The organism is Hymenobacter sp. CRA2, assembly GCF_002007105.1.
Classification (GTDB): Bacteria; Bacteroidota; Bacteroidia; order Cytophagales; family Hymenobacteraceae; genus Solirubrum.
The window spans coordinates 216,991-234,642 of record NZ_MVBC01000007.1; the positions used below are offsets into that span (position 1 = coordinate 216,991).

Below are 17,652 nucleotides of genomic sequence, written 5' to 3' on the forward strand. Positions count from 1 at the left end.
GGTGCCCAAGTGCTATTTTTGTGGCGTGAAGAATTCCTGGTTAGTACTCGTTCTAAGCCTTGCCACGCTGCTGTTTAGCCAGTGCGACCGGCCCGAAGACCCCACGCCGCCCGCCAAACTGCTGCCCCGGGGGCAGATGGTGGAACTGCTGGTGGATATGCACCTGACGGAAGCCCGCGTGGAAGCCTCCCGCCTGCCGCCCGATTCGGCGCACGTGCTGTACCGGCAGCAGGCACGTGAAATATTCTGGCGCCACAGCACCGACGAGGCCACGTTCAAGCAAAGCCTGCAGTACTACGGCGTGCACGGCAAGGACCTGGAGGAAATCTACGGCGCCGTCGTCGACAGCCTGGGCGTGCGGGAACTGAAGCTGCCCAAGCAGTAAGGCTGGCGCCTAAATCAGCCGGCTGCCGTTGGGCAGCGGCCCCGCAAACGAGGCCAGCACAATGCGGCCTTCGGTATCGGCGGCGCCGGTTACGAGTACTTCGGAGCGGAATTTTCCGACCTGCTTGGGCGGAAAGTTGACCACGCACAGCACCTGCCGGCCCACCAGCGTTTCGGGCGTGTAGAGGGCCGTAATCTGGGCGCTGGATTTCTTCAGGCCGATTTCCGGGCCCAGGTCAATGAGCAGGCGAAAAGCGGGTTTGCGCGCTTCGGGGAAGGGGTGAACCTCCAAGATGGTGCCCACGCGCAGGTCGACGCGCTCAAAATCGGCCCAGGAAATAAAATCAGAATCAGGAGTAGACATAGCCGCAAGGTAAGCCGGCAGGGGCTTTTTGCGGCCAAAAATAAAGCCGCCGGCCCCTGCACGCAGCTACATAAGACTGCGTGCAGGGGCCGGCGGCTGTTGCGGTCTAGCGGCCAGCCGATGCCGTGCCGGTAGCGGCCGGGGCGGTAAAGGCCTGCAAGTCATTGAGGCGGCGCAGCACCTGCTCGTCCCAGGCTTTCTGCTTCACCACGTTCAGGCCGTGGTTGGTGTCCACGTCGTAGCGCTGCTGCTCGCGCTGCCAGTTGGCAATGGCCACTTTCATCACGTTGTTGAAAGCCGGCTGTAGATGCTCGCAGTCGAACTTGAGCGTCGCCAGCTTCTGGCGCAACTGCCGGGCGTGCACCTCCGTCAGGTCGAAGTGCACTTGCTCGTGGTGCAGCAGCGCTACCGATTCGGTGTGCGGCGCCTTCACCCACGACTCCGCAGGCGTGAACGTAGCCTGCACGTTGGCCGAGAATACGTAGTCCTGGCAGCCGATCTGGGCACCGATGTTGGCCGTGGTCAGGGCGTGCAACGGGTCAGCGGTGTTGGGGCGCCCTTTGAAGTCGGCCCAGGTAAGCGGCCGCGACGCTGACCAGGCCAGCATTTCGGGCTTGGCCTGCGCCGGCGCCTGCTTAGGCGCGGGACCCTGAGGGGCTACGGATGGAGCTGCCGACGCAGCCGGGGCCGCAAACGGGAGCATGACGCGCATGAGCAGCGGAAGCAAGAAGAAATTGAGCATATCGGCGCAACCTGGTGAAGCAAAGCTACGTAGTCTGCTGCTTCAACGCCGCAGTGTCGCGGATTCGTTCACTGCCGGGCCGGCTATTCCGGCGTCCTGCGTTTCGCGCTGAAACCGCCACAGCAGCACCCCCGCTACCAGCGACAAGCCCGCCAGCAGGCCCGTCCATACGCCCGGCGCGCCCCAGTGGAGCACAAAGCCCAGCAAATAGCTCAGCGGCAGCGCTACCACCCAGTAGGACAGTAAGGCCACTACGGAAGGAATCTTCACGTCTTCGAGCCCCCGCAGGGCGCCGAGGCCAACCACCTGTATGCCGTCGGAAATCTGAAACAGAGCGGCAATCAGCAGCAGGGAAGCCGCCTGATTTACCACGGCCGGGTCGGAGTTGTAGAGTGTGGGGATGAAGTGGCGCAGTGCCACCAGCAGCAGCCCCATGCTGCCCATAAATGCCAGCGTGAGCAGGTAAGCGGCAAAACCGGCCCGGCGCGCTTCCAGCGCCTGGCCCAGCCCGCGTAGGTTGCCCACCCGGATGGTGGCGGCGGTGGCAATACCGCTGGCCGCCATGTACGTTACCGAAGCCACGTTGATGGCAATCTGGTGCGCGGCCTGAATGGTGGCCCCTAGCCAGCCCGCCATGATGGCCGACACACTGAAGGCGCCCACTTCGAACACCATTTGCGCGCCGATGGGCAGGCCCAGGCCCAGCAGGCGGCCCTGGGTGTCCCGGTCCAGCGCCCAGCTCTGAATAACGTCGCGGTAGGGCTGCAGGCGGCGGGCCCGCAGCACGTAAGCGGCCATCAGGCCCGCCATGAGGGTGCGGGCCAGCACCGTAGCCACGGCCGCGCCCATCATGCCCATGGCCGGCGCTCCGAGCTTGCCAAACACCAGCGCGTAGCACAGCACCCCGTTGACCACGTTGGCCAGAATGGAGAGCTGCATGGCCTGGCGCGTCAGCCCGAGGCCTTCGGCAAACTGACGGAAGCCCTGAAACACCATCAGCGGAATCAAGGACAGCAGCATGACGCGAATCCAGGGCGCGGCCAGCGCCACCACGGCTGGGGGCTGGTGCAGGTAGGGCAGCAGGGGCGTGAGGGCCCAGCCGAGGCCGGCCAGCACCACGCCCGTTACCGTGCAGAGCACTACCCCGCCGGTGAGCAGGCGGCTGATCTGGGGCACGTCGCGTTGGCCGTCGGCGGCCGCTACCAGGGGCGTAATGCCCATGGAAATGCCCAGGCCCAGCACCATGAGCACCGTTACCACGCTCACGCCCAACGATACGGCTGCCAGCGGCACCGTGCCCGTGTGACCCACCGCCACGCTGTCGACCACGTTGACCAGCACGTGGCCGAGTTGACTCAGCACCACGGGGTAGGCCAGCAGCGCGGTCGGACGAAAATGGGAGCGTAGATCAGCCAGGGCCATAAGCAAGGTGGAAAAGGGCCGCAAAGGTACGGCTTCCGGCGCCGGCAGCCCGTGGTTGAGTCTCTCTGCGGCGGTGCCGACGTAGTAGAACCGAAGTGAATCAGCTGGTTTTAGCGCCGGGGCGCACGGACATTTCTCAGTGCGAAAAAAATGGGGCCAGCTATATCAGCCGACCCCATGAGTTCAGAAGCAAAGAAGGCCGCGGACTTTAGCTCAGCGGCGCCAGCAGCACATCGGCAAACCACTGCTGCTCGTCGCTGAATACCTGCTGCACGCGCAGGCCGGCCGCCGCGGCCAAGGCTTCAATCTGCGGCGGGGTAAACTTGAAGGAATTCTCGGTGTGAATGGCTTCCCAGGCTTCGAAGGCGAACGTGCGTTCCAGGGCGGCAATGTGCACCGTCTGGGCCCGGTTGCTGACCAGGAAGGAGCGCATGGCCCCCGTTTGTGGGTCGTAATCGGCGAAATGCTCCCAGGCGGCCAGGTCGAAGTCGGCGCCCAGCTCGCGGTTGATGCGGGTGAGCAGGTTCAGGTTGAAGGCGGCCGTAACGCCCTGCGCGTCGTCGTAAGCGGCCCGGATCTGGCGCGGGCCTTTGCGCAGGTCGAAGCCGATGAGCAGCCGGTCGTCGGGGCCGAGCTGGGCGGCCAGCGCTCCGAGGAACTGCTGCCGCTCGGCCGGGGGGAAGTTGCCGATGGTGGAGCCCAGGAACAGCACCGCCTTACGGCCGGGCTGCCCGTGCAGCTCGGCCAGGGCAGTGGTATACTCGGCCACCAGGGGCTGCACCTGCAGCGTCGGCAGCTCGGTGCGCAGGCTAGTGGCCAGGCCTTCCACCGCCGAGGGCGAAATATCGACCGGAGCGTACGTGAAGCGCGTGTTCCGGTCGAGCAGCTCGCGCAGCAGAATCTTGGTTTTGAGCCCGTCGCCGGCGCCCAGCTCCAGCAGGTGGAAGGGCTGGCCGTCGGCGGGCGTGAGGGCCTGGCTGATGGCCTGGCGGTGCTGGGTGAGCAGGCCGAACTCGGTGCGCGTGGGGTAGTACTCCGGCAGCGCCATGATTTGCTGGAACAGTTGGCTGCCGACCTCGTCGTAGAAGTACATCGACGACAAGGCTCGCGGCTGGCGGCTCAGGCCCTGCAGCACGTGCTGGGCGAGCGGGGAGGAGGCCGGCGAGGCGTCGGGGGCGGTAGCTAAGAGGGTTGGTTGGGGCGCAGGCATAAGGAAGGATGCGGCAAAAAGCGAGAATGACGTGGCCGTAGTAGGGAGGGGCAGCCGCTCAGGTGTAACAGATGAAGGCCCGGAATGTCAGCGGGCCAGGCGGATGCCGGTGAACTGCCAGCGCTTGTCGGCGTGGAAGAAGTTGCGGTAGCTCAGGCGGATATGGCTGGCAGGCGTGGCGCAGGAGCCCCCGCGCAGCACCAGCTGGTTGATCATAAACTTGCCGTTGTACTCGCCCAGCGCGCCGGGTGCTTTCTGGTAGCCGGGGTAGGGGTGGTAGGCCGAATAGGTCCATTCCCAACAGTCGCCGAGCAGCTGGTGGCACTGGTCCGGGGCCGCATCGGCGGGCAGGGGCGCGGGGTCGTAGCGCTGGCTTTCCAGGAAGTTACCTGCGGCTGCGTCGGGCGCAAAATGCCGGGCGGCCAGCTCCCATTCTGCCTCCGTGAGCAGGCGCGCACCGGCCCAGTGGGCGTAGGCATCGGCCTCGTAGAAGCTGATGTGCGTGACGGGCGCCGCCGGGTCGAGCGGCTGTAGGCCGTGGTGGGTGAAGCGCTGCCACGGGCCGTCCGCGGCCTCGGGGCGCACCCAGTACAGCGGGGCCTGCCAGCCTTCCGCCTGCACTAGGTCCCAGCCCTCGCCCAGCCAGTAGCGGAAATCCTGGTAGCCGCCCGCTTCCACGAAGGCCAGGTACTCGGCGTTGGTTACCAGGCGGTTTTGCACCTCGAAGGGCTCTACGTACACCGTGTGCACGCCTTGCTCGTTGTCGAAGCAGAAGCCCGCGGCGTCACCGGCTTCGGGCTGGTAGCCGATGCGGCCCAGGCCCCCGGGCACGGCCAGCCAGCTGGCTGGCGGCAGCGCGGCCGATGCAGCCGGCGCGGGCTGTTCGGCGGGCCAGTAGCTGGGGGCCAGCGGGTTGGTACTCAGGATGTACTTGATATCGGTGACGAGCAGCTCCTGGTGCTGCTGCTCGTGCTGCAGGCCCAGCTCCATGACTTCGGCAAAGGGCGCGGCGTCATCGGTGTAGGAAGCGAGCAGCTGCTGCATGTGCCTATCGACGTGGGCGCGGTAGGCGTACACATCGGCCAGGGGCGGGCGTGAGAGGGTGCCGCGGTCGGCGCGGTTCACGCGCGAGCCAAGCGAATTATAATAAGAGTTGAAGAGGTAAGCGTACTGCGGGTGAAACACTTCGTAGCCGGGCAAGTGCTCCTTGAGCAGAAACGTCTCGAAAAACCACGTGGTGTGGGCCAAGTGCCACTTAGGCGGGCTCACGTCGATGACGGGCTGCACCACGGTGTCTTCGGGCAGCAGCGGGCGGCACAGCGCCTCGGTCTGGGCGCGCACGGCCGCAAAGCGTTCGGCAAAGGAAGCGGAGACCAGGGCCGGCGCAGCCGGGGCGGAAGCAAGGGAAAGTGACATAGGAATGGGCAACTGCGGTAGCTACGACAATAAACCGCGGAAGGGCTTGTTTGGCTGGAGAAACGGGTAAAAGACGCAATAAATATTTGTTAATTCATATGTGGCGCCGCAGGCCGAGGGGGTGAAAAAATGCCGCCGGGCCTGAACCCGTCGGGTCGGGGGGCGTACAGGTAGTTTACCGATCCGGCCGACCCCTCCACGCCCGGATACGGCGTTTCAGCATCCGGAGGCGCCTCATTCCCAACCACCTAAAAACTGTTTTCAATCATGGCAAATCAGCAAGGCCAACGTAGCCAGAACGACCCGAACGCCGCCCAGAACCAAGGAAACCAGCAAAGCAACCAATCGTCGGAGCAGGCGCAGCATATGGGCTCCATCGACGAAGACCGCTCGGTGCAGAGCGGCCTGCCGGGCATCCCCAGCCAGATGCACGCCGGGGCCGACCGCGCCGACGACCTCGAAGACCAGGTAAACACCACCATGAGCAGCGGCATGGGCCAGAACCGCCCGGGCGAAAACCAAGGCGGCTCGAACCACGGCACTGCCCGCACCGATAAGCACGGCCAGAGCCGCGTGGACAACGGTACGGGCATGGGCACCGAGCAGGACCGCGACGCCAGCACCGGCAGCCGCCGCAACAACTAATGCCGGCCGTCAGGCCCCATTGATGCGCCGCCCCGGCCTGCTCGCGTAGTGGGCCGGGGCGGTGGCACAACCCCGCGGTTCAGCTTTGGCGTATCAGGTGCCAGAAGCCACCCGTCTCACCCTATTATTCCCACAGCCATGACCGAGCCCCAGAACACCGCCGACCAACCCCGGCCCGACGCCGAACTCAATAAAAGCAACGAACCCGGCAGCCAGAGCAGCAGCGGCATGAGCAATCAGCTTGACGACGCCCTAGTGGAAGCCCACGAGCGTGACAAGCAGCGCCGCGGCGAGCCGCTCGACGTAACGCCCGAGGCCTTCGGCGGCCAGGCCGAACAGGCCGGCGACTCTCCCCTAGGCCGCAACCCCGAAGCTACCACCGGTCCGGTGGTCGATTAGCTTTCCGCGTTTGATCCAGCGCGCCCCGCGCCGGTTGGCTTTGGCCGCCCGGGCGGGGCGCTTACTTTTGAGTCCACTGTTGCTTTTCTGCCCATGCCCCTGCGCCTGCACTACACCCGCCGCGCGCTGCGCTTCAACTTTCCGGCCCGCACCTCGCGCGGCGCCCTCACCGAGCACGTCGCCTGGTACCTGCACCTGGCTGATTCCGAGCGGCCCGAGCTAGTTGGCCTCGGCGAGGCCGCTCCGCTGGCGGGCCTCAGCCCCGACGACCGGCCCGACGTAGAAGCGCGTCTGCAGCAGCTTTGCACCGCGTTTAATGCCCGGCAGTACGCCGTCCCGCCCGCTTCCGCGGCCGAACTGCTGGAGCCCGAGTGGCCCAGCCTGCGCTTTGGGCTCGAAACTGCTATGCTGGATTGGCAGCTGGGCGGCCGGCGCGTGCTCTTCGATAACTTCTTCAGCCGTGGCGAGGCCGGCCTGCCTATCAACGGGCTAGTATGGATGGGCGACGTGGACTTCATGCGTACCCAAATCCGCAAGAAGCTCATCGAAGGCTTTAGCTGCCTGAAAATGAAAATCGGCGGCATCGATTTCGACACCGAATTGAGCTTGCTGCGCAGCATCCGCGAAGTGGCGTCGCCCGCTGAGCTGGTGCTGCGCGTGGATGCCAACGGCGCTTTTGCACCTGCCGATGCCCGGGCGAAGCTCGCGCAGCTGGCCGAATTCGAGCTGCATTCCATCGAGCAGCCCGTGCGGGCCGGGCAATGGCCCTTGCTGGCCGAGCTGTGCCGCACTTCGCCTGTGCCCATTGCCTTGGACGAGGAGCTGATCGGCGTGACCGATGCCGCCCGGCAGGCCGACTTGCTGGATACCGTGCAGCCGGCCTACATCGTGCTGAAGCCCACGCTGGTGGGTGGGCTAGCCGCGGCCGGCCGCTGGATCGAGCAGGCTACCGCCCGCGGCATCGGCTGGTGGATGACCTCCGCGCTGGAGTCCAACGTGGGGCTGAACGCCATCAGCCAGTACACGGCCGAGTTTGCAACGGGCGACATGGCGCAGGGGCTCGGCACCGGGCAGCTGTACCACAACAACTTAACGGCCCCACTGGAGGTGCGCGGCGGAAAATTGCACTATAACTCGCAAGGGCATTGGGAAATGCCGGGGTAAAAGCGTTGGCATAGGGCGGAAAGATTTTGTATCTTATTCCGCTTCTACTCTTTACGCCTTCCCGCCGCCATGGCCGCGCCTGCTCAGTTTAGTCAGTACCTGCGTAGCCGCCTGCGGTGGGCGGGGTGGGTGTGCCTGCTGCTGGTGCTGCCCGGCCTGAGCGCTCAGGCCCAAACCGGCCTTTTTACCCTGCGCCGCGCCAAAGCCCGGTACGCCCAGCTCTCGTTTGAGCTGCAGCGCAACCTCATCGTGGTGCCGGTATACCTCAACGGGCGCGGTCCTTACCACTTCATGCTCGATACCGGGGTGGGCACCTCGCTCATCACCGACCCGCGCCTGCGCGATTCGCTGAACCTGCGGCTGGGTCAGAAGTTTCTCGTGGCCGGGGTGGGGGAGGAAGCCCCGCTCGTCGCATTTCAGACCGACAGCATCCGCGTGCAGCTCGGTACGCAGGCCTCGGCCGCGTGCGTGTCGCTGCTATTGCTCTCCGACGACATCTTCGACCTGTCGAGCTACGTCGGGCGGCCCATCCACGGCATCCTGGGGGCCGATGTTTTTCGCAGCTTCGTAGTGGGCATCAACGCCGAGCGGCAAATGCTGACGCTACACTCCCCGGAGCGTTTTCAGGCACCGCGCGGCCGGCGCTGGGCCAAGCTGCCGCTGGAGATAGAAGGCGACAAATCCTACATCAACACCAAAGTAGCCCTCAACGATTCGGTGCAGCTGCCGCTTAAGCTGATTCTGGATACCGGCGCGGGCCACGCGCTGTCCATCGAAACCGGCTCGGACCGGCGCCTGACGCTGCCGCCGCAGCGCCTGCGCACGCCCCTGGGCCGGGGCCTGAGCGGCGACGTGCACGGCTACCTGGGCCGCGTGCGCGGGCTGCGGCTGGGACAGTACCGGCTACAATCACTCGTCACATCCTTTCCCGATGAGGAGTCGGTGCGGGCGCGGGTAGAAGTGCCCCGCAACGGCAACCTGGGCTTTGAGCTGCTGAAGCGCTTCGACGTGGTCATCGATTACCCGCACAACCGGCTGTGGCTGCGCCCCAACGCGTTGTTTCGCGACCCGTTTGAGCACGACATGTGCGGCATCGAGCTGCTGGCCAACGGGCCTGATTACCACCGCTACGTCATTCAGCGCGTGGAGCCCGGCTCGCCCGCCGACCAGGCCCAGCTGCGCCCGCAGGACGAAATCATTTCCATCAACCTAGCCCCAGCGTCCTCCATGACCCTGACGCAGATCAGCCGCCTGCTGCACTCCGCCGACGGCCGCCAGCTGATGCTCTTCGTGCGCCGCCCCGACGGCGACCTGTTCGTGGCCTACGTCAAGCTGAAGCGGCAGATCTAGCCGGGCCCGCCAAGCCGGCGGAGTATGCCTAACGAGGGCGTTGCGGCGGCTGGGTGTGAGCGTTGAGTACGGGCGCGCAGCCGCGCAAAACCGCTATCTTGGGAAACTCCTCCGCCTACCCGCCGTTTTCCCGCTCATGCCCCCGGCTCCCGTCTCTGCCGCTTCATTGCCTCAGTCGCCCCCGGCGGCCATCGTTGCCAACCAGCACATCTACTCGGATTACTACGACGAAGAGTTCGTGCGGGCCATCGACGAGAACGTGCTGCAGTTGCTCGATCGGGTGTGGTTTCGCTCTGAGCTGGTGGGCTTTCTGGAGAACTACCCGCAGCGCAACAACCCCGACCGGCCGCTGATTTTTTGCTCGAACCACTCGGGCATGGCTTTCCCCTGGGACGCCATCGTGGCCCTGGCGCACCTGTACCGTACCGTGCCCCGGCCCAACGACATGCTGCGGCCGCTCTCGGCGCCGCTGCTCTCGCAGTCGGTGCTGATGAACCCCTTCCTGCTACCCAACTTCTGGAAGCGCGCCGGCTGCGTGGACGCCACCACGCTGAACTTCGAGACGATGATGTACTACAACGACTACAACCTGATGCTCTACCCCGAGGGGGTGCCGGGCATCGGGAAGGGGTTCAACCGTAAGTACCAGCTGCAGCGCCTGGCCAGCAGCATCGTCCGGCTCAGCATTCAGCACAAAACCGACCTGGTGCTCTTCTCCACCGTCAACGGCGAGTACCTTAACCCAGGCGCCTATAGCTTCGAGTGGATCAACAAATGGGTGCGCAAAATCGGCATTCCGTTTCTGCCCGTCACCTGGCTGCTGATCGGTATCATCCTGCAGCCCTGGGTGTTCTACATGGCGTTTCCGGCCAAGCTCACCTTCGTACTCGGCAGCCGCCTGCGCCCCGCCGACTGGACGGACCGCCCCTTTGAGGAGCTGACGCGCGAAGACTTCGTGGCCCTGACCGAGCGCGTGCAGGGACAGATGCAGCAGGAGCTGAACGACGCTGTAGCCAAGCACGGCCAGAAGCCCTACCGCTGGGGCGAGCTGTGGCAGCGCATGAAGGAAAACTGGCACTTCTTCCCCTTCTTTTTACCCCCGTTCTGGCCGCTGCTCTTCCATGAGTTTGCGCGCGGCTACGCCAAGTACGGGCCCAAGTACCGCCTGCGGCTCAGCGGCTTTGGCACCACGCTGCGGCTGATATGGCGCAATCCGTTCGTGCTCAGTTTCTTTATTCCGGTGCTCGGGCTGATTCCGGTGGCCATTCGCGGCTACCGCAAGCACCGGATAGGGGAGAAGCTGCCGGGGCAAGGCTGAAACCGCCCGCCTAAGGCGTTAGCCTCTGGATGCTCCAGCTGAGCTGGTGCGGCGCAGGTGTGGGTAGTACCAATCGGCGAAGTCGAAAAGGTAGTCCGTCTGCCGTGGGCAGACGGTCGATATAGAATTCGTGCGGCAGCTGAAGCTGCGTGGGATAGACGGGTTCGGACTAAACCACGGCCTTTTTGTACTGGCTGCAGATTAATTGTCGAGCTGGTACAACCAACCCCGCAGGCTCCTATATTTCAACTCTTCCGTCGGGCCTGCCGTTATAGGAAAGTCCGCCATCCGCTCTGAGCCCCTGCGTTTTCCCATTCAGCCGGGCTCCCTTCCCCGCCTCCCCACCCATGCCTTCCTTTCAGCACGAACTCGTCAAACGCCTCCTGTCGGCGGCCGCGGGGCCTATTGCCCGCCGCCGACCGGCAATCAACACGCTGCGGCTGGGGCTGGAGCTGAGCACGCTGCTGCAGTTCATGCCCTGGGGCGTGCACTTCGAGCGCGTCGACCCGGCCGAGGGCATCGTGGCTGAGTGGATAGAGCCGGAAGGGGCCGATGAGCAGCGCGTGCTGCTGTACCTGCACGGCGGCGCTTACGTCATGGGCTCCCTGAATACGCACCGCGGCTTTATCGGCGCGCTGGCGCAGCGCAGCGGCCTGCGCGCCCTCTCGGCCGATTACCGCAAAGCCCCCGAAAATCCGTTCCCGGCCGCGCTGGAAGACGCCTTGGCTGCTTGGCAGTGGCTATTGGCGCAAGGCTACCGACCCGAAGATATCCTGCTGGCCGGCGACTCGGCCGGCGGCGGACTAGTACTGGCCCTGCTCGTGCACCTGCGCGACGCCGGCCAGGCCCTGCCCGCCGCGGCCCTGTGCTTTTCGCCCTGGACGGACCTGGCTCTGCCGCCCGGTGCCGCAAGCGCAGCAACGAGCGAAGCGGGCCTGGTGGAAGCCCTCGAAATTCGCGCCTGGGGCCAGCAGTACGCCGGCGCCACGCCGCTGACCAACCCGCTGCTTTCTCCGCTCTACGCCGAGCTGCACCAGCTGCCGCCCTTGCTGCTGCAGGTATCCGACGGGGAACTGCTCTACACCGATACCCTCGCTTTGGCGGCGCGGGCGCGGGCTGCCGGGGTGCCCGTCACGGTGCAGCAGTTTCAGGGCTTGGTGCACTGGTGGCACCTGTTTTGGCGCACCGTGCCGGAGGCGCGGCAAGCCCTGCAGCGCGCGGCAGACTTTGCCCAAAGCGTATGGCAGGCCCAGGCATCGGCCCGGCAGGTGGCCGCGGTTTGCCGACCGGCGGCTGGTGCCAAACGCGCGCTGAACCGTAGCCGATTAGCCGCGTAAAGAACCTGGCCCGCCCCGCTGCGGCGACGGATGAATTTTCTGCAAAAAATTGGCAGTCAAGCATCCCGGAATATTTAGCTTTTCGTAGGTTTGTGTCAGGTAGTCGGCATGCATACTACTTCTTGCTTCCCGGGCCTGCCGCGCCGGTTTCTCACCACTTTCACTTTTTCCCTCCCATGGAAGATCTGTTTAAGAAATTCATCTATGCCGGCGTTGGGTTCGTTTCGCGTACCAACGACCGGGTGCAGGACACCATCAACCAGCTGGTGCAGGAAAACAAACTCTCCCAGAAGGAGGGCGAACAAATTCTGAAGTCGCTGCAGAAAAACACCGACACCAAGCGCAAAGAGTTCGAAACCCAGATCAACAGCATCGCCAAGCGCGTGATGAAGGGCATGGGCGTGGCCTCGAGCGCCGACGTGGAAGAGCTGAAGCGCACGGTGAAAGGCTCGGGCGGCAGCGCTAAGAAAGCCGGCTCGTCATCGGCTGCTGCCTCGGCGGCCGACGGCGCCAAAACCGCGGCTAAGGCTACCACCAAAGCTACCGGTGCCGCTTCGACTGCCGCAAAGAAATCGGCCGCTGGCAGCAAAGGCGGCAGCGCCAAGAAAGCCAGCGCCAACGGCTCAGCCGACAGCCCGGCCGAAGGCGGCAACGCCTAAGCGCTCCGCGCATTAGCTTAGAGCCAGCCCCGCCTGCCGTGCGCAGCGGGGCTGGCTTTTTCGTTAGGTGATTTTGTTATGCTCAATGCCTTATTAGAAAGGATGTTTCGCCCGCACCCAGTAGCTCGTCTGCTGCAGGCCGCTTATCTGCAGTTGCCCGCGCCGCCCGCAGCGACTCAGCTGCTTCCCGACTCCACTCGCTCGTACGCTCAGGTGGCGGCGAGCTATCTAGAGTTTGTAGCGCAGCACGAGTGGGCGCTTGCCATGGAGGACTTGGCGGAGCTAGCGGCGGCCCTGACGCCGGTGCCGCCGCTCTTCTGGGAACTGCTGGCGGAAGTGGCCCGGCGCCTGAAGCTGCCCGCGGAAGCCGCCGCGTATGAGCAGCAACTACGCCAGGCGCGAGCAAACTAGAATTTTACTTACAAACTCAGCCTGCGGCCTAACTTGCCAGCAATGTTCAAGAACACGATGAATAACCTAGGGCGCATCCGCCAAGTGGTGGAGGTGCTGCTGCGCTACGGCTTTGAGGACGCGGTAACCACCACGGCGCTGCGCCGGCTGGTGCCGCGCCAGCGTCGGCGCACCTGGCAGCATGGGCCCGAGGGCAAACCCGTGTTTGAGATGTCGCGTTGGGAGCGGGTGCGCATGGTCATCGAGGAGCTGGGCCCCACCTTTGTGAAGCTGGCCCAGGTGCTCAGCAACCGCGCCGATTTGCTGCCCCAGGAGCTGGTCGACGAGTTTGCCAAGCTGCAGAGTTCGGTGCCGCCCTTTGCCACGGCCGAGGCCAAGCGCATCATCCAGGCCGAAATCGGACTGCCGCTGGAAGAGGTGTTCAGCGAGTTCGAGGACGTGCCGCTGGGCTCGGCCTCCATCGGGCAGGTGCACCAGGCGCGGCTGCTTGATGGCACCGACGTGGTGGTGAAGGTGCAGCGCCCCGACGCCCGCGACAAAATCACCACCGACCTCACGCTGCTGCGCGAGTTGGTGCGCCTGACCGGCGGCTACCTGCGCAAGCAGGGCCTGAGCAACCCGCAGGACATCGTGGACGCCTTCGAGCGCAGCATGATGGCCGAGCTGGACTATACCTCGGAGGGGCGGGCCATGGAGCAGTTTCGCAAGCTCTACGCCGAGTACCAGACCTTCTACGTGCCCAAGCCCTACCGCGAGCTGAGCACCAGCCGGGTGCTGGTCATCGAGTACATCAACGGCTGCAAGATTACCGACAAGGAGCAGCTGCAGCGCTGGAATCTGAGCCCCGCCACGGTGGCCGAAACGGGGATGGACATTTACCTGACCCAGATTTTCGAGTTCGGCATCTTTCACGCCGACCCGCACCCCGGCAACGTGCTCGTGCGCCCCGACGGCACCATCGTGCTCATCGACTTCGGTATGGTGGGCCGCCTCACCAAGCAGCAGAAGTACGCCTTCGCGGGGGTATTCATCAGCATGAGCCAGCAGGACGCGCGCGGCATGGCCCTGAACTTCCGCCGCCTGGCCCTCACGGCCGACATCCGCGACATGCGCGCCTTCGAGGCCGATCTGCAGCAGCTCATCGACGACTTCACCGGCCTCGACGTGAAGGAAATGAGCATGAGTGCGCTGGCCGAGCGCCTGCAAACCATCATCTACCGCTACAAGCTGCAGGTGCCGGGCTCGGTGTTCCTGATTCTGCGGGCGCTGGTCATTCTGGAAGGCATCGGCAAGGTGCTGCACCCGGCCTTCAACACCTTCGAGTTTGTGCGCCCCTATGGCCGCCGGCTCATTCTGGAGCAGTATTCGGTGTCGAACGTGACTACCGAGCTGCAGTACACCGGGCAGCAGCTGCTGGCCCTGATGTACACCCTGCCGACGGACCTGCGCCAGATCGTACGCAAGCTCTCGAAGGGCGACTTGCGCGTGCAGGCCCAGCTGAGCGGCTACCTGCCGCTGCTGCGCACGGCCGAGCGGCTGGTGTCGCGCACCATCATTACGCTGCTGGCGGTGGCGTTCCTGCTGTTTTCGGGCCTGACGCTGCTCGGGCATTACCCAGCGGGCCAAATGCCCTATTTCCGCGGCTTGCCCGCCGTGACGTGGTGGGGCCTGGGCGCCACGGCTTTCTGGCTGCTGGTGCTCTTTATTCTGACGATTCGGAAGGAGAAACAATAACGGCAGCACTGGCAGTCATTGTGAGCAGAGCGCGGCAATCGTTCCTCTAGTAGCACCGCCGATGCAATTTCCCCAGACTGAAAACGGTCCCGCCCGAAACTTAGTAACTCAGGTTTCGGGCGGCGTTGCTGCCAGTTGAGGCGTTGGTGCCGTGAGAGGAAGGATTATCGCGCTTCGCTCGCAATGACTGCCAGTGAACCGGCGCAATCAACCCAAAATCCGCGCAAACCGAAGAATCCCTCAACTCCCTGGTCTATTTTTGCACCGTGGGAATTTCTAGGATTTTTCGATTGCTGGGCGCGTTGGCCGTCCTGCTCTGGTTTGGTGTGGGCAATGCGCAGGCGCAGGTACCATTGTTGCGCGATGTAAGCCTGCGCACCGACACGGCTACTTACCAGCTCAGCCGCCACACTGTAGTTGTGCAAGGCGAGCCGACCCTGTTTTTCTGGTTCCGGCGCGACGACGAAACGGTGGAGCTGCGGCTCTACCCCGAACGCATTGCCGGCGACAAACCTTTGCGCCTGCGCCGCTCGGCCGATTTTCAGCAGCTCGACTCGCTCACCCGGGAGCCCGACGGCGCCTGGCGCACCCGCCTCAAGTTCCAGGACCTGACCAGCAGCCAGTTTATCCGCCTGGTGGTGGAGCAGCCCGGTGCCACCGCCGAGGAAACCCTGCGCGACGTGGTACCGCTGCTGCCCGTGGCCTACACCACCGTCAGCCTGCGCGCCCCCGACGATGAGCTGTTCGTGGGCGAAGAGAAAGTGCTGGCCCTGAACAGCTCCAACCCGCGCAACGTGCGCGCCACCGGCGAGTGGGTGCGCACCGACGACTTCGACTACCAGGTGGTGCGCGAAACCAACGGCATGCTGCGCCTGCACGTGCTGCCCAAGCAGCTCGGCCGCCACACCCTCACCGTAAAGCTGCAGAGCGAGCGGCCCATGCTGCAGAGCGGCGGCAAGCTCAGCTACCAGCTGCCCGCCGTGCGCCAGGATTTCACCGTGAAGGCCTCGCGCCTGCGCTTCCTCACGCCGGATAAACGCATGGTGACACTGGACGAAAACAGCCGGCGCCGCGGCGTGGAGCTGATCCTCGACAACGGCCGGGCCTTCGACCTGCGCCGCACTTACCGCGTGGAAGACCAGGAAGAGCCCGGCGGGGCGCTCATTGCCGAGTTGTTTACGCGCCAGTACCTCACCAACGACCGGGTGCTCTGCTACCTGCGTCCCTTCAACACGCACCGCCAGACCGAGGGCTACCTCTACCTGAAGCAGAACGACCAGGCCCTGTACGTCACCAACCTCGACATCACGCCCAAAACCACCATCACCGGCGTGCAGGTGCTGCACCGCGGCGGCGACTGGACCTCGTCGTTGAGCGTGAGCCCCGGCGAAACGGTGGACGTGCGCCTGGAAGGGGAGGGGCTGCAGAAAGCCCGCTTCCACTTCGAGGACCTGCCGGTGATTCCCTCCGACTCGTCCATCCGCACCGACGCTCGTGTGGTGCTGCGCGTGCAGGTGCCCACCACCTTCGACAAGCGCAAGAGCAGCATCCTGAACGCCGGGCAGCCCACGGGCTTCGCCCTGAGCGTGCGCGAATTTCAGCGCCCGCACCCCCTCGATTTCATCACGGTAAGCTACGGCGAAACGGCCCGCCCGATTACGCGCCTGAACGGCCCCGTGCTCTACGGCAGCACCATCCGCGACGTGGTGTTCAACTTCAACGCCAACGGCATCGACTCCGACAATGCGCTGTACGGCAAGCAGTTTCTGAGCTTCGAAATCCGCACCATCAACAGCAAGGGCGAGCTGGTGGAAATCCGCAACGTAGACAACGTGGTCATCTGCCCGGGCGACAACTCCCCGCGGGCGGTGTTCTACCAGGACAAGCAGTGCCGGACCGACCCGCTGAGCCTGAACGCGTTGCTGGGCCGCAAAACCTACGACCTCGACGACTGGAGCCGCATCATCGTGACGGTGAAGCACCAGGCCGCGCAGTACAGCGACGCGGGCTTTACGCAGGTGGTGGAGCTGGTGCTCAAGCGCAAGTTCAAATTCGATATCGACGTGAGCTTTCCCGGCGGCCTGCTTACCAAGCGCGCCGGCGAGACGAGCTACACCGAGTTCGGCGGCATTTCGCTGGCCACGCTGGCGCAGTTTAGCTTCTACAACCCCGAGAAAATCAACCGCCTGCGGCCCTACAAAGTCGGGGCAGGCTTCGTGGCGCTGAACGCCTTCAACCTGAGCAACACCAACACCAGCCGCGACCTGGGCTTTGTGATTCTGGGCTCGGTGTACCCCACCCGGCGAGAGGCCAAACTCACCTTCCCGCTCTACCTCGGCGGGGGCTACCTGCTCAACAAAAAGCAACCGTTCCTGATGTTCGGGCCCGGTATCGGGGTGCGACTGTAGGCCTACACGCCTTCCAGGATCAGCAACGGCACGCCCAGTGCCTCCGCCAGCTCTTGCCCTACGGCAATGGCGCGGCGGCGCTGGACAAGCGGGAATTCTTCCATCACCTCCCCAATGATGGAATTGGGCACCGATAGCAGCAAGGTTAGGTGCTCGTAGCGGCCGGAACTGGAAATGTAGCTTTCGGTACCGTAGCGGCCGCAGTGGCTGGCGGCGTACACGATGGTATCGGAGTGCGGCTTGAGCACCACGCGCGTTGTGGGCGGCAGCGGCTCCCACGTTCCCGCGTGCCAGCCCAGCACCCACGTGAAATTACGGTAACGTCGGCGCGCCGGCTCCAGCTCAATAGCGCGGTAACTCGTGGCAATGGCAGTACCGATGATAAGACCAGGGGCGCTACCAATCCAGCTGGAATAAGCCAGCAAGCACAGCAAGCCGAAAAGCAGCACCGGCAAACCGGCCCAGAAGGAGTGGGACGAGGTGCGGACTTCGTAGCGCATAGTACGTGAGCTTATTACAAGTAGGGAAGATCAGTTATAACCTGATGGTTATAAGCAATCATATGGCATAGCAACTTGTAAACTAGGTTACTTAGCATGTATACCGTTTTGCACTCGCTGACAGTAGTGGTAAGCAAGTTTACCACTAACGTTTATAAGCGTATTTCGCTCTGGCAATAAAAGCAAAGA

The 17,652-nt window shown here is 64.3% G+C and carries 17 protein-coding genes; 11 read left to right on the forward strand and 6 right to left on the reverse strand.

Annotated elements, in window-relative coordinates; genetic code table 11:
- Positions 1-25: 25 nt before the first annotated feature.
- Positions 26-385 (forward strand): DUF4296 domain-containing protein, encoded by a 360-nt coding sequence (locus B0919_RS13095; protein ID WP_078012710.1) that lies wholly within the window; start codon positions 26-28, stop codon positions 383-385.
- A gap of 9 nt (positions 386-394) precedes the next feature.
- Here B0919_RS13095 and B0919_RS13100 read toward each other — a convergent pair whose 3' ends face one another.
- The 5 genes from B0919_RS13100 to egtB all read right to left on the reverse strand — a co-directional run bounded on the left by B0919_RS13100 (position 395) and on the right by egtB (position 5,538).
- Positions 395-748 carry a tRNA-binding protein gene (locus B0919_RS13100; RefSeq protein ID WP_078012711.1) on the reverse strand — a complete coding sequence of 118 codons (354 nt, stop codon included), beginning with the start codon at positions 746-748 and terminating at the stop codon, positions 395-397.
- A 106-nt stretch (positions 749-854) separates the two neighbouring features.
- Positions 855-1,460: a DUF922 domain-containing protein gene (locus B0919_RS13105; protein ID WP_176133033.1), complete on the reverse strand. Its 606-nt coding sequence runs from the start codon at positions 1,458-1,460 to the stop codon at positions 855-857.
- 72 nt (positions 1,461-1,532) lie between these two features.
- Complete coding sequence (locus B0919_RS13110; protein WP_078012713.1) at positions 1,533-2,912, reverse strand: MATE family efflux transporter; 1,380 nt, start codon at positions 2,910-2,912, stop codon at positions 1,533-1,535.
- Between the two features lie 208 nt (positions 2,913-3,120).
- Entirely contained in the window at positions 3,121-4,122 is a 1,002-nt protein-coding gene (gene egtD, locus B0919_RS13115) for an L-histidine N(alpha)-methyltransferase (RefSeq protein WP_078012714.1), read from the reverse strand.
- A gap of 87 nt (positions 4,123-4,209) precedes the next feature.
- Complete coding sequence (gene egtB, locus B0919_RS13120; protein WP_078012715.1) at positions 4,210-5,538, reverse strand: ergothioneine biosynthesis protein EgtB; 1,329 nt, start codon at positions 5,536-5,538, stop codon at positions 4,210-4,212.
- 267 nt (positions 5,539-5,805) lie between these two features.
- On the opposite strand from egtB, the gene B0919_RS13125 reads away from it, so the two are divergent.
- The 10 genes from B0919_RS13125 to B0919_RS13170 all read left to right on the forward strand — a co-directional run bounded on the left by B0919_RS13125 (position 5,806) and on the right by B0919_RS13170 (position 16,963).
- The gene (locus tag B0919_RS13125) at positions 5,806-6,183 is read left to right on the forward strand and encodes a hypothetical protein (protein ID WP_078012716.1); all 378 of its coding nucleotides are present in this window, start codon (positions 5,806-5,808) and stop codon (positions 6,181-6,183) included.
- 138 nt (positions 6,184-6,321) lie between these two features.
- Complete coding sequence (locus B0919_RS13130; RefSeq protein WP_078012717.1) at positions 6,322-6,582, forward strand: hypothetical protein; 261 nt, start codon at positions 6,322-6,324, stop codon at positions 6,580-6,582.
- A 93-nt stretch (positions 6,583-6,675) separates the two neighbouring features.
- The gene (locus tag B0919_RS13135; protein ID WP_078012718.1) at positions 6,676-7,746 is read left to right on the forward strand and encodes an o-succinylbenzoate synthase; all 1,071 of its coding nucleotides are present in this window, start codon (positions 6,676-6,678) and stop codon (positions 7,744-7,746) included.
- Between the two features lie 69 nt (positions 7,747-7,815).
- Positions 7,816-9,096: an aspartyl protease family protein gene (locus B0919_RS13140; RefSeq protein WP_078012719.1), complete on the forward strand. Its 1,281-nt coding sequence runs from the start codon at positions 7,816-7,818 to the stop codon at positions 9,094-9,096.
- Positions 9,097-9,262: 166 nt separating this feature from the next.
- Complete coding sequence (locus tag B0919_RS13145; RefSeq protein ID WP_254846572.1) at positions 9,263-10,414, forward strand: hypothetical protein; 1,152 nt, start codon at positions 9,263-9,265, stop codon at positions 10,412-10,414.
- A gap of 347 nt (positions 10,415-10,761) precedes the next feature.
- Positions 10,762-11,751: an alpha/beta hydrolase gene (locus B0919_RS13150; RefSeq protein ID WP_078012721.1), complete on the forward strand. Its 990-nt coding sequence runs from the start codon at positions 10,762-10,764 to the stop codon at positions 11,749-11,751.
- A 176-nt stretch (positions 11,752-11,927) separates the two neighbouring features.
- Positions 11,928-12,410 carry a phasin family protein gene (locus tag B0919_RS13155; RefSeq protein ID WP_078012722.1) on the forward strand — a complete coding sequence of 161 codons (483 nt, stop codon included), beginning with the start codon at positions 11,928-11,930 and terminating at the stop codon, positions 12,408-12,410.
- Between the two features lie 102 nt (positions 12,411-12,512).
- Positions 12,513-12,821 carry a hypothetical protein gene (locus B0919_RS13160; protein ID WP_139362101.1) on the forward strand — a complete coding sequence of 103 codons (309 nt, stop codon included), beginning with the start codon at positions 12,513-12,515 and terminating at the stop codon, positions 12,819-12,821.
- Between the two features lie 42 nt (positions 12,822-12,863).
- On the forward strand, positions 12,864-14,555 hold the full coding sequence (locus B0919_RS13165) for an ABC1 kinase family protein (RefSeq protein ID WP_078012724.1): 1,692 nt from the start codon (positions 12,864-12,866) through the stop codon (positions 14,553-14,555).
- 302 nt (positions 14,556-14,857) lie between these two features.
- A complete protein-coding gene (locus B0919_RS13170) occupies positions 14,858-16,963 on the forward strand; it encodes a hypothetical protein (RefSeq protein ID WP_139362102.1) in 2,106 nt (701 codons plus the stop codon).
- Between the two features lie 2 nt (positions 16,964-16,965).
- On the opposite strand, the gene B0919_RS13175 is transcribed toward B0919_RS13170, so the two are convergent.
- Entirely contained in the window at positions 16,966-17,463 is a 498-nt protein-coding gene (locus B0919_RS13175; protein WP_078012726.1) for a hypothetical protein, read from the reverse strand.
- Positions 17,464-17,652: the final 189 nt, after the last annotated feature.

Bases quoted from the DNA above. Each gene is read 5' to 3' on its own strand.
- B0919_RS13160 (WP_139362101.1), top strand. From the start codon at position 12,513: ATGTTTCGCCCGCACCCAGTAGCTCGTCTGCTGCAGGCCGCTTATCTG.
- B0919_RS13130 (WP_078012717.1), top strand. From the start codon at position 6,322: ATGACCGAGCCCCAGAACACCGCCGACCAACCCCGGCCCGACGCCGAA.
- B0919_RS13150 (WP_078012721.1), top strand. From the start codon at position 10,762: ATGCCTTCCTTTCAGCACGAACTCGTCAAACGCCTCCTGTCGGCGGCC.
- B0919_RS13100 (WP_078012711.1), bottom strand. From the start codon at position 748: ATGTCTACTCCTGATTCTGATTTTATTTCCTGGGCCGATTTTGAGCGC.
- B0919_RS13165 (WP_078012724.1), top strand. From the start codon at position 12,864: ATGTTCAAGAACACGATGAATAACCTAGGGCGCATCCGCCAAGTGGTG.
- B0919_RS13110 (WP_078012713.1), bottom strand. From the start codon at position 2,912: ATGGCCCTGGCTGATCTACGCTCCCATTTTCGTCCGACCGCGCTGCTG.
- egtD (WP_078012714.1), bottom strand. From the start codon at position 4,122: ATGCCTGCGCCCCAACCAACCCTCTTAGCTACCGCCCCCGACGCCTCG.
- B0919_RS13140 (WP_078012719.1), top strand. From the start codon at position 7,816: ATGGCCGCGCCTGCTCAGTTTAGTCAGTACCTGCGTAGCCGCCTGCGG.
- B0919_RS13125 (WP_078012716.1), top strand. From the start codon at position 5,806: ATGGCAAATCAGCAAGGCCAACGTAGCCAGAACGACCCGAACGCCGCC.
- B0919_RS13105 (WP_176133033.1), bottom strand. From the start codon at position 1,460: ATGCGCGTCATGCTCCCGTTTGCGGCCCCGGCTGCGTCGGCAGCTCCA.
- B0919_RS13175 (WP_078012726.1), bottom strand. From the start codon at position 17,463: ATGCGCTACGAAGTCCGCACCTCGTCCCACTCCTTCTGGGCCGGTTTG.
- B0919_RS13155 (WP_078012722.1), top strand. From the start codon at position 11,928: ATGGAAGATCTGTTTAAGAAATTCATCTATGCCGGCGTTGGGTTCGTT.
- egtB (WP_078012715.1), bottom strand. From the start codon at position 5,538: ATGTCACTTTCCCTTGCTTCCGCCCCGGCTGCGCCGGCCCTGGTCTCC.
- B0919_RS13135 (WP_078012718.1), top strand. From the start codon at position 6,676: ATGCCCCTGCGCCTGCACTACACCCGCCGCGCGCTGCGCTTCAACTTT.